8 protein-coding genes are annotated in these 10,782 nt (G+C 37.4%); 1 reads left to right on the plus strand and 7 read right to left on the minus strand.

Annotation, left to right across the window (positions count from 1 at the left end; translation table 11 throughout):
- Positions 1 to 172: 172 nt before the first annotated feature.
- A complete protein-coding gene (locus QME45_13640; protein ID MDI6619673.1) occupies positions 173 to 388 on the plus strand; it encodes a hypothetical protein in 216 nt (71 codons plus the stop codon).
- Between the two features lie 53 nt (positions 389 to 441).
- On the opposite strand, the gene QME45_13645 is transcribed toward QME45_13640, so the two are convergent.
- The 7 genes from QME45_13645 to QME45_13675 all read right to left on the minus strand — a co-directional run bounded on the left by QME45_13645 (position 442) and on the right by QME45_13675 (position 10,663).
- Positions 442 to 654, minus strand: coding sequence for a hypothetical protein (locus tag QME45_13645; GenBank protein ID MDI6619674.1), 213 nt, complete (start codon positions 652 to 654; stop codon positions 442 to 444).
- A gap of 125 nt (positions 655 to 779) precedes the next feature.
- Positions 780 to 3,080: a glycoside hydrolase family 2 TIM barrel-domain containing protein gene (locus QME45_13650; protein MDI6619675.1), complete on the minus strand. Its 2,301-nt coding sequence runs from the start codon at positions 3,078 to 3,080 to the stop codon at positions 780 to 782.
- A gap of 88 nt (positions 3,081 to 3,168) precedes the next feature.
- Positions 3,169 to 4,905, minus strand: a complete 1,737-nt coding sequence (locus QME45_13655) for an extracellular solute-binding protein (GenBank protein ID MDI6619676.1) — start codon at positions 4,903 to 4,905, stop codon at positions 3,169 to 3,171.
- Positions 4,906 to 4,975: 70 nt separating this feature from the next.
- Positions 4,976 to 5,890: a carbohydrate ABC transporter permease gene (locus QME45_13660; protein ID MDI6619677.1), complete on the minus strand. Its 915-nt coding sequence runs from the start codon at positions 5,888 to 5,890 to the stop codon at positions 4,976 to 4,978.
- A 19-nt stretch (positions 5,891 to 5,909) separates the two neighbouring features.
- Positions 5,910 to 6,767, minus strand: coding sequence for an ABC transporter permease subunit (locus QME45_13665; GenBank protein MDI6619678.1), 858 nt, complete (start codon positions 6,765 to 6,767; stop codon positions 5,910 to 5,912).
- Between the two features lie 519 nt (positions 6,768 to 7,286).
- A complete protein-coding gene (locus QME45_13670; protein ID MDI6619679.1) occupies positions 7,287 to 8,870 on the minus strand; it encodes a response regulator in 1,584 nt (527 codons plus the stop codon).
- Between the two features lie 5 nt (positions 8,871 to 8,875).
- On the minus strand, positions 8,876 to 10,663 hold the full coding sequence (locus QME45_13675) for a histidine kinase (protein ID MDI6619680.1): 1,788 nt from the start codon (positions 10,661 to 10,663) through the stop codon (positions 8,876 to 8,878).
- Between the last annotated feature and the right edge of the window lie 119 nt (positions 10,664 to 10,782).

Genomic DNA, 10,782 nt, shown 5'->3' on the forward strand with positions numbered 1-10,782 from the left:
CTGGGGTTTTTCATTCGCAATTTTTACCAGTAAAAAAGCTAGCACAACGAGTTAAGTTAAAAAGTAAATTACATAATTACATTTATGATTATACCAAAAATGGACAAATATTGTAGAATAATATTTATATTTTCCATAAGTTCTTAATATTCCTTAGGATGTGGTGGATGCGTTGGGCTCCAACCATTCTGATGAAATCGATAAGTTTACGAATATCAAATATACAATAAACGATTCTGCAATAGTAATAGATGGTGCGAGCAATTGTATGGTTGTTGAGGTGCTGGATGTACTGCATCTGGAGGGAATTGAGCAAGACAATTTGATTTATGGCCTTGTAAAGTCATTTACGAGCACCGATTCCAAGAAATATACTTTTTCCGAATAGCAAATCAGGGGGATGTTCTCTGGGTTTGATCCAAAGAACAATCCCTTGGTCTTTTATTTTTTATCGATTGCAACCTGCCGGCTATATACAGCGGTAGTGAATGCACTATCCGCATCTGCAAGGGACAGGCCTTTTATGTTCATCTGAGATACATCGCCGACGCCTATGTTGTTATTGATGCAGTCATACAGATAATATATGGCTGTGGGTTTGAAACCGAAAACATGGCGCCGATTGTGTCTAACGCTACCAAGTCTATGATGCATATTACAAGGCCGGTGTGGAAAGTCACCCCATTTGCGGTGTTTTTAATATCATAATCAATCAGCACTCTTTAATAAAATCCTTGAATTATCTGTATTTTATATAACTATTACAAAAATCCAGTGTATTATTTTATAGTTCTAACTGTCACTTGAGCCGGCAATAATCCTTCAGCACTTGCACGTACACATATCATGCCTGCTTCGCCGTCTGAACGTATAACGGCACAGCATCTGCCTCTGAAGGCATGCCTGTGGTTTGAAGTATATGGCTCATCACTGCACAAGTCGCCGTTATCTACGCCGATTATTCTTCCAGGTCCATATACCTCAAAGGTTATATTATTTTCTGCATAGGGGTATATATTTCCATCCTTATCTGTTATCTCTACATCACCATAAAACACATCACAACCATCGGAACATATTTGACTCCTATCTGCCTTTAGATTTATTTTAATAGGTTCGCCTGCAGTCTGCAATATATGGTTACATAACTTCTTACCATTTTTATAGCCAATGGCCTCTATTGTACCTGGTTCATAAGGTACATTCCATTTTATTATCCTATCAGCAAAATCCATAAGCCTTTTTTGACTGTACAACCTTCCATTTACTATAAGCTCTACTGAGTCACAATTGGTAAAGGTAGCAATTGTCAGTACTTCACCAATCCTGTGCATAAAGTTCCAATGAGAACACATCTTGGGAGCACTCCAATGAGGCTGTTCCATGTCGCTTCTCATTGTATCGTCAAATATTGCTATATGCACCATCGGTTTATCCGACCATAAGCTTTCTGTCAGCCATGACCTTGTCTTTCTTACACCACATGTATCAATTGGTGCAGATGACCATCCTTTACTTGGGTATGGTCTTGCCTCACCAAGATAATCAATACCGCTCCATAAGAATTGGCCGATTACATAATTGTTTTTCTCCACATAAAACCAGGGGTTTATCGGCTCAAAAGCAGCAAAATCATTGCCTTTTCCGCTGTAATATGGATAAGCTTCCGTACCAACTATTACAAGATTGCTGTTTGCATTATGGTATGCCTCATACCACTGTTCATGATAGTTGCACCCTATGAGGTCTACATGTTCTGCCATCTTCATGGTCAATTCTGTTTTTGCTTCTACTGACAGAGGTATTTGGTTTTCAGCACAATGAGGATTCATTGCAAAAGTAACAGGCCTGCTGTTTTCATGTTTGTGTACAAAATCCGCAAGCATTGACAGAACCTTTATCATGCAATCTTCTCCCTGATTTTCAACTTCATTTCCGACGCTCCATATTATAACGCATGGATGGTTACGATCGCGTTTGAGCATAAACTCCAGGTCATACTTCCACCATTCGTTAAAATAGCGGCCATAATATCCACTATGCCATTTATCAAATGCTTCATCTATAACAAGGAACCCCAGTCTGTCACATAAATCAAGCAGTTCCGGAGAAGGCATATTATGACTTGTGCGTATAGCATTGCATCCCATTGATTTTAATGCCTTCAGTCTTCTCTCCCATGTCCATGCAGATACAGCAGCTCCTATGCATCCTCCATCATGATGTAGATTTACCCCCTTAAGTTTTATTGATTTTCCATTAACAACAAGCCCATTTTTACTGTCTATTGTAACTTTCCTTATACCGAATTTAACTTCTTCAGAATCCTCCAAAATTCCATTATTGTAAACATCAATGACAGCTGTATATAGCACAGGATTATCAACTTTCCATAGCATTGGAGAACTTATTTCCATATCAATTACTGCTGTTCCATCATTTATGCATGAATTACCGTATGAAATGACTTTGCCTTTTGTTTTGATTGATGCCTCAATGCAGGTTCCATTTATACAGCCATCAACTTCCGTCTCAATGTGTACATTTGCATTATCAGCATTGACTGACGGTGTGGTTATATAAACTCCCCATGGTGCTATATGAGTACTGCCTGTCATTATAAGTTTCACATTTCTGTATATTCCTGCTCCTGAATACCATCTATCAGCAGGCTGTTGCGTGTTATCTACACAGACAGTAATTTTGTTGACACCTTTGTGTACAAGTTTGGTAATATCAATATAAAAACCTGCATATCCATATGGCCTTCCTCCGGCTTTTATGCCATTGACCCATACAGTACTATTTTCATATATACCGTCAAATAGTAAAATGTATGCTCCATCTTTCATATCTGTTTGAAAAGATCGCCTGTACCAGCCTACTCCCCATCTGTCAAAATAACCCTGAGACTGGCCGCACGGAGTTTCCCTGTTAAATGGACGGCTTATTGCCCAGTCATGCGGCACATCAATATTTTGCCATGAACTGTCATCAAACTCTACTTTATAGGCATCCTGAATATCCTTATCACAAAATTTCCAGCCACAGTTTAGACTTATAACTTTTCTACCATTCATAATATTAACCTCACTTATGAATCATTTTATAGAAATGACGCAGTACATCAAATGCTACTGCGTCATTTACAAACTTAATTACTGTCTTCTACCATTCGCCGTCCTCTTTAACTAATTCATTGTAACTCGACTGCCACTCTTTCTTCATGTCTGACCAATGAGCTCTTGTTTCAAGCTGAGTCTTGAATTCATTATAAGCCGCTTCAAAATCAGCATCACTCTTAGCCATTGTCATCTTGGCTGAATATTCCTTAACGACATTATTTAGAAGAGCCAGGTTTTTCTCAATAGCGCCGCCTGATTTGCTCTGAACTGCATCGTATACATGCATTACACGTGAAATTCCAAAACCATTCCCTATTTCTTGGCAATATTGATATATTAATGTTGCACCTTTCTTGTTATTTTCCTGTGCTTCAGTAAACCATGGATACCATTTGCTGCTGTAGCTAGCAAGGCCATAAAGCTGCGGTGTACATTTATCGACCTTTGCCTGGTCTCCTGAGTCACGGTCTGCCTTATAATCAGCATTGAAATCCCATGTAGATAATGGCTTGCTGGCATCTGTCCAATTCCATGTGGTTCCAAGAGGCCCTTCATTTACTTCCTGCTGTCTTTCAGGTTTAGCTTCATTACACCAGTCAAGAAAATGCATTATAGCATTTATATGCTTTGTATTCTTACTGATGAATGTAGTAAATCCAGGGTATGGATTTACATACTGTACAGCGCCGCTTTGAGCTACTCCATCAACTTTCGGATCTTTTACAGGTTCATAATACCAGCCAGGCGCAGTTGGTCCGTCAAGAGAACTCCAAACATTGTTAAGATTTGCATTCCATATGCTGCCTGCAATCATAGCATAGGACCCGCTGACGACTTTTTCCTGATATCTTTCCTTTTTATCAGTTGTAACTTCTGCATCAATAAGCTTTTGACGATACATTTTATTTATCCATTGATATGCTGCTTTATACTGGGGATCGTCATACATGAATACAAAATCATTGCCGGATTTTCTGATTCCAGGCATACCGCTGACCCCATTCTGCGTATCAAGGCCGAATGTAGTAAGTATTATACCATTATCAATTGTGCCATCATCATTCGTTGCATAACCTAAAGGCAGAATAGCATTGCCATTTGAATCCTTAAGGTTTGAAGCAGCTTGCAGGTATTTTTCAACACCTTCTATCGTTGAAAGATCATCTTTTGTCATTCCGACTTTCTTAAGTATATCAGTGTTTGGCCACCATGCAGTTGCTGTCCAGCCTGGCCATGGATTATCCGGTTCCTGAGCATACCAGCCAGGTATATACCAAACATGATTGTCGGAAGTGGTGATATACTTTACAATTTTCTGCGATATGCTGCTTATATTCGGGAGCTGCGACATTTTAAAATACTTTTCAACAGGCTGAATTAAATTGGAGTTTATCATTGCCTTTTTTACAGTCTCATTACTTGCAAATACTGCCATATCGGCAAAGCCGCCGCTGGCCAGTTTAAGGTTTGCTGCGGTAACAGGATCATCACTCTGAATATATTCACACTTTATATTCATATTGAGTGATTTACTCATAACCTGCTGCCATGTGGTTTGTTCTGGGCAATTCTTTTTCCATCCTACCAAAATGGTAAATGTATCTGTAGTCTTACCCCCTTGGTTTTCAGGTACAATGCCTCCCTCCGGTATTTGCTGGCTTGCTGAACTGTCGGCAGTTGTGCTGGACTTTTTGCAGCCGGTCATAGATACTGAAACAAGACCAATAATCAGCATAATAGAAAGGCATACACTAATAACACGCTTTTTAGCATTTTTCATTTTATCTCCTCCTCAATGATTTTTTTATATTTACCTGCTCAGTTATTATAAAGCAGAACTGAACCTTTTTTTATTCCTTTACGGAACCTATAAGTACACCCTTTACAAAGTACTTTTGCAGGAATGGATATACGCACAATATAGGCACTGTACCAATCATTACAGCAGCCATCTTGACAGAGGTGATTGTCATTTTGTTTGTCTGGGAAGACCTAAAAGCGGCTTCATTGCCATTACCTCCATAAAGCATATTCATACTGCTTGCAGATAACAACTTTTCAAGATAAGTCTGAACGGGCATCAGTTTATTGCTGTTAACATAAAATGCACCCGAGAACCAATCATTCCAATGCCATACTGCTGTAAACAAGCTTAATGCTGCAAGCATTGGAAGGGATAATGGAAGAGTAATTTTAAAGAGTACGACTACTTCATTAGCTCCATCAATGATTGCCGATTCCCTCAGACTTTCCGGAATTCCTTCAAAGAAGGTTTTCATTACGAACATGTTCCAGATGCTGAAAAGGTTAGGTATAACATATACCCAGAATGTATTGACAAGATGCAGATTAACGAGTTGCAGGTAATATGGTATAAGCCCGGCATTAAATAGCATTGGGACAAGTATATAAAACATAATAAACTTTTTATATGGAAGGGTACGGATGGAAAGGCCATATGCAACTGCAGCCGTAATTGCTATACCAAATATTGTACCTAATATGGTACGGCTTATGGTTATTAAGTATGCGTTTTGCATGAGACCATTGCTGAATACAAATTCATAATTAAACAAGGTAAATTTCCTCGGCCATAGGAACAGCCCGCCTTTCATGGCATCCTTGCCTTCATTCAAAGAATAAACCAATATATTAAGAAATGGGTATAATGTAGTAATACTTAAAAGTACAAGAAAAATATTGTTTACTATCTGAAAGATTCTCTCACCGATACTCATTCTGATCCCATTTATATATTTTGCCATAGTCATTCATCCTCCCCTATTACCACAAGCCATCTCCGCTTATCCAATGGGAAATACGGTTTGTTAAAACTACAAGACTCAATCCAATTAAAGATGATAATAAGCCAACTGCCGAAGCCATTCCATAATATCCTTGTTGTAATCCATTCATTAAAACATAGGTATCAAGTACCGTAGAAACACTAAGATTTGCATTATTCATAAGAGGATAAATCTGATCGACTCCAGCAGACAGTATATTAGGTATTGCAAGAATCAACAAAATCAAGATTGTGGGTATCAAGCATGGAATAGTTATATACCAAACCTGCTTCCATTTACTTGCACCTTCGATAGAGGCAGCCTCATAAAGCTGGGGGTTTATTGAAGTTATAGCAGCAAGATATATTATTGTTCCCCACCCAATATCTTTCCATATACTGCTTAGTACAACTATCGGCCTGAACCATGAAGCCTCACCCATGAAAAACACAGGCTTTCCTCCAAGAGCTTGTATCACCTGGTTTACAACACCTCCATTTGGTGACAGGAAAGCATCAAGCATATAAGCAACTACTACCCATGATATAAAATGTGGAAGGTAGCTGACTGTCTGGACCATGCGTTTAAACCATAATGACCTCACTTCATTTATCAGTAAAGCCAGTATTATCGGAGCCGGAAAGCCTGTAACCAATCTAAGGGTTGTAATTATCAATGTATTGCCCACAATACGCCAGAATTCCTTATCAGAGAGAAATGAGAAATTTTCAAACCCAATCCATTTTGCATTCCAAATAGTATCACCGACAGAAAAAGATTTAAATGCTATCTGCAATCCTACCATCGGGATATAGTTAAACAGGAAAAGCAAAATAAGTCCAGGAAGCATCATCATATATTGCCAGCGGTACTTAATGATATTATGGATAAAACGTAAAAATATATTTTCTGATTTTGCGGTTTTGCGATATGCAACTTCATTAAAATTAGTATTGATAGTTAACATTTTATGTTTGACACCTCTGAGCACCTGTATTTTTAATATTCCAAGTATATAATGTTAACTGAATATTTACAATATAACAGCTGTTTGATTACTATCGATTTTATTAGAATTCATCAATAATAAAAAGCAGCAATTTGCTTTTTGTGTTACATTAATGCCACTGCTGTTTACCATATAAGTATTTTGGGTCTTATTGCTGTTGTATTCTATGTCAAGAATAACTTCGTAACCAAATACTAATTCATTCGTTATGAAATGTTAAAGTCCCCTTCGGTTAGAATTTGAGAATTCTAACCAAAGGGGGCTTTTGCTTGCATTACTTATATTTTTCCATTGTCAAAAAGTACTGACTAATTTGATGTAATACTATAGGCAGTTTACTGTACCTTTATTATTTTAGTTTATATTCTAAAGTTTTCTTTCACGAAATTCTGCCGGTGTGCATCCTACATTTTTTTTGAACCGGTATGAAAAATACGATGGCGTCTGGTAGCCAACATATGTTGCAATATCATATATCTTCATATCAGTGTTGTGCAGACATTCCTCCGCTTTCTTAATGCGTTTATCACTTATATAATCAGATATGGTTTGCTCCATTTCTTTCTTGAAAAGTACACTTAAGTAACTTGAATTAATATGAAGATATGATGCAAGATTCTGTACTGTAATAGCCTTTTGGTAATTTGCGTCTATATATTTGACGGCCCTATCAATTATAAAATGTTTGGTACCCTTTTGTTTTTCACTGATGCAAGCTACAAAAGCATTAAGTATATTTGAAAATGTCTCATGAAGTTTTGAGAAATTATCTGACGCCATTAAGTCCTGCCACATTTCAAACCGTACCTGATCATTTACTGCATTCATCTTTATCAGGGCCTGCATTAGCTCACCTGTTATGCTAAATACAAGAGCCTGTAAATTACCAAAAGATACATCCTGTGCATTCGAGAACATTGCTTCAGAAAGGCTCACTGTAGCTTCCACATCTTCTACGGAAATAGCTTTTGACATTTCATTGCTGTAATATGAAGGCAGAAAATCTCTTTCATGCTGCTCATCTTTCTCAACGTAAAGGACCTGCCCGCCAATTTGGGTTCCCAGATAGCTTAAATATGTAACAGACTTCTTATATAATTTATGGACTTCATTCCAGGCAATGTTTGCACTATCCAATACTATGGCAAGATTTACCCCCAGATTATCGTGAGCAGTACTGCACATTATCTCCAACCTCTGCACGAATATATCCATATTTTGTTCCTTGCTATTACATATAACAGAAACCATTCTGTTTAGTTTCAATGGGGTAAATAAAACGAATTCTTCATCTTCAAAAGTAGCATCTATTGCACTCTTTATCCTTTCAGTCAATGTAGAACCATCTTCAGGACTTTTCCGCATAACATCGTAAAAATTGCATATTATTATAGTCATAATAATACAGTTAAATCTGCCACAGGGCAGCCCCAAGGATTTCGACATACTTGTAATATAATTTTCTTCCGTATTATATGACATAAGCAGGGACTCCAAAAACTTGCCTCTTGCCAAATCCATACCAACCTTTACAGCCTGTTTAAAATGTGAGTCCTTTTCTTCTATTTTCTGTCGGAGTAATGTTTCTTCATGGAATTTTGCAAGCCACTTTTCTATCTCTTCAACCCGGATAGGCTTGAGGAGATATGCGCGCGCACCTTCTTCAATAGCGGCACGGGCAAACTCAAATTCATCATATCCGCTTATTATGATGATATTAATATCGTTGTAAATTCCGTTAATAAGATGCAGCATTTCAATACCATCCATACCGGGCATACATACATCTGTTATTACTGTTTTTATACCATTCTCTCTAATCAGACGGATTGCCTCATCAGCACTTTGTGCCTGTATCGGAGGCTCAAAGCCAAGTTCCTTCCAATGCACATGGCGTGCTATGCCCATTCTCTGGGCAGGTTCATCATCCACAATTATGGCGCGTGACATATATATCACTCCTTTATTTTTGGTTCCTGACTGCATGCTGGAATTACAACAGTTACACAGGTACCCTTTCCTTGCACACTTTCAACCTTAAGCGTTGCTTTATCTTTGAAATATACATTGAGCATTTCATGAATATATCTAAGGCCAACTCCATTGGCACCATTATCTTCAAGTATGGTATTAAGCCTTTCGTGTGTCATACCTGCTCCATTATCTTTAACCTGAAACACTATTTTTTCATCGGTATATTTTATGCTAATCCAGATTTTTCTGTTGCCTGGGTTAATTATCATACCGTGCTTATAACAATTCTCAACAATCGGCTGTAATAATAGCTTTATTGTATAAAAATCCAATGCACTTTCATCAATATCCCAGTATACATCAACTATATCCTGATAGCGCAGTTGTTGTATCGAGATATATGACTTAACATGTTCAAGCTCATCCCTTACCTTTAATATACTATTGCCTTTGTTTAAAGCGAGACGGTAAAAAGTAGTCATAGAGTCTACTATATTGCATAACTTTTTATTATCCGTATCCAATGCTTCCCATCTGATTAAGCCAAGGGTGTTGTATAGAAAATGAGGATTTATCTCTGATTCAAGCACCTTAAGCGCTTGCTCCCTTTCCTTTATCTTTGCAGTTACTACCTCATGCATTAATGTATTAAGGCGTGCCGCCATATGGTTGAAGCGTTCCTCTATAATACTTATTTCGTCAGGGCCTCCTTTTTTAACAGCTACATCGAATTCTCCCTTCATTATTGAAGACATATGCTCGCTGATCTGGTCCAACCTTCCGAACATGTTATTTAAAATAATAAGCAGCATTCCTCCTGAAAGAATAACTATAAATGCCATAATGCAAAATAGCCACATTCTCGCATTAGCAAGCTTGTTTTCAAATTTTAATGCTGAAAAGGATACAATAACGTACCAGTTATTTGATATTTGCTGTACAGCAACAAATCTTTCAGCACCATCAATGCGGACTATTTCTACATAATTTTTATCAAGTTTTAAATTGCTGTAATCTGTATTTCGTATGTTTTTGCCTACTGTATTCATGTTAGTTGCGCCAAATATTGTCCCATCATTTGCTGCTAAAAAATATTCCCCCTGTTCACTGAATGAATTTTCTACAAGGCTGTTAAAAGTCTCATTATCTCTGACAGCAAGATATAAGCATCCTTTTACAGGCGATCGCAGTGAATTAAGACGGCATGATAGAGACATCATGTATTGCCCCTTATTTGTATCATAGAATAAATGCCATAGTGTCGTATTGGGATTGTTTAGTACGGTTTCAAACCATTTTTCTGATTCGATACCTGATACAAGGCGACTATCTGGCCTCCATATAATAACATCATCTTCTGTGAAACTTTCATTTGTATGGTATATCCTGAAATCTTCCACACCAGGCAGGTAATCCTTTATGAAACCAAAAGATTTGTATATGTAATTGACTGTTTCCCAGCATTGCTGATATGAATCATTATGCTGGACTAATCTATCACTTAGTTCTTCATCAAATGATATTTGCAGCAATGCATTTTCATACATCTGTTTCCTGAACTCAACATCTTTTGCAACCTGTTTTGCAGATTCCAGAACTGATATGCTATAGTCTGATCTCAATGATTTAAATATCACCATATTTGCCATAAAACCCAAAAGGGGTATGAGTATTAAGACCATTCCAAAATAGATCATCATAATCCTGCTTCTCAATGATATATTGCTCATCTTACTCTTAAACAGTGTATGGTGTTGAAAGTGTTTCATGTTCGTGCCCCCAGACAAACTTAAAAACAAAAATATGCTATGATTGCGTACAGCAAATACTAAGTTAATCTATTGTGCTACCTGACAAATTACTGGTAAAAGGAATATTATACCAATAT

The sequence above is a fragment of the Clostridiales bacterium genome (genome assembly GCA_030016385.1).
In the GTDB taxonomy this organism is placed as follows: domain Bacteria; phylum Bacillota; class Clostridia; order Clostridiales; family Oxobacteraceae; genus JASEJN01.

Bases quoted from the DNA above. Each gene is read 5' to 3' on its own strand.
- QME45_13675 (MDI6619680.1), bottom strand. From the start codon at position 10,663: ATGAAACACTTTCAACACCATACACTGTTTAAGAGTAAGATGAGCAAT.
- QME45_13650 (MDI6619675.1), bottom strand. From the start codon at position 3,080: ATGAATGGTAGAAAAGTTATAAGTCTAAACTGTGGCTGGAAATTTTGT.
- QME45_13660 (MDI6619677.1), bottom strand. From the start codon at position 5,890: ATGGCAAAATATATAAATGGGATCAGAATGAGTATCGGTGAGAGAATC.
- QME45_13665 (MDI6619678.1), bottom strand. From the start codon at position 6,767: ATGATGATGCTTCCTGGACTTATTTTGCTTTTCCTGTTTAACTATATC.
- QME45_13645 (MDI6619674.1), bottom strand. From the start codon at position 654: ATGCATCATAGACTTGGTAGCGTTAGACACAATCGGCGCCATGTTTTC.
- QME45_13655 (MDI6619676.1), bottom strand. From the start codon at position 4,905: ATGAAAAATGCTAAAAAGCGTGTTATTAGTGTATGCCTTTCTATTATG.
- QME45_13670 (MDI6619679.1), bottom strand. From the start codon at position 8,870: ATGTCACGCGCCATAATTGTGGATGATGAACCTGCCCAGAGAATGGGC.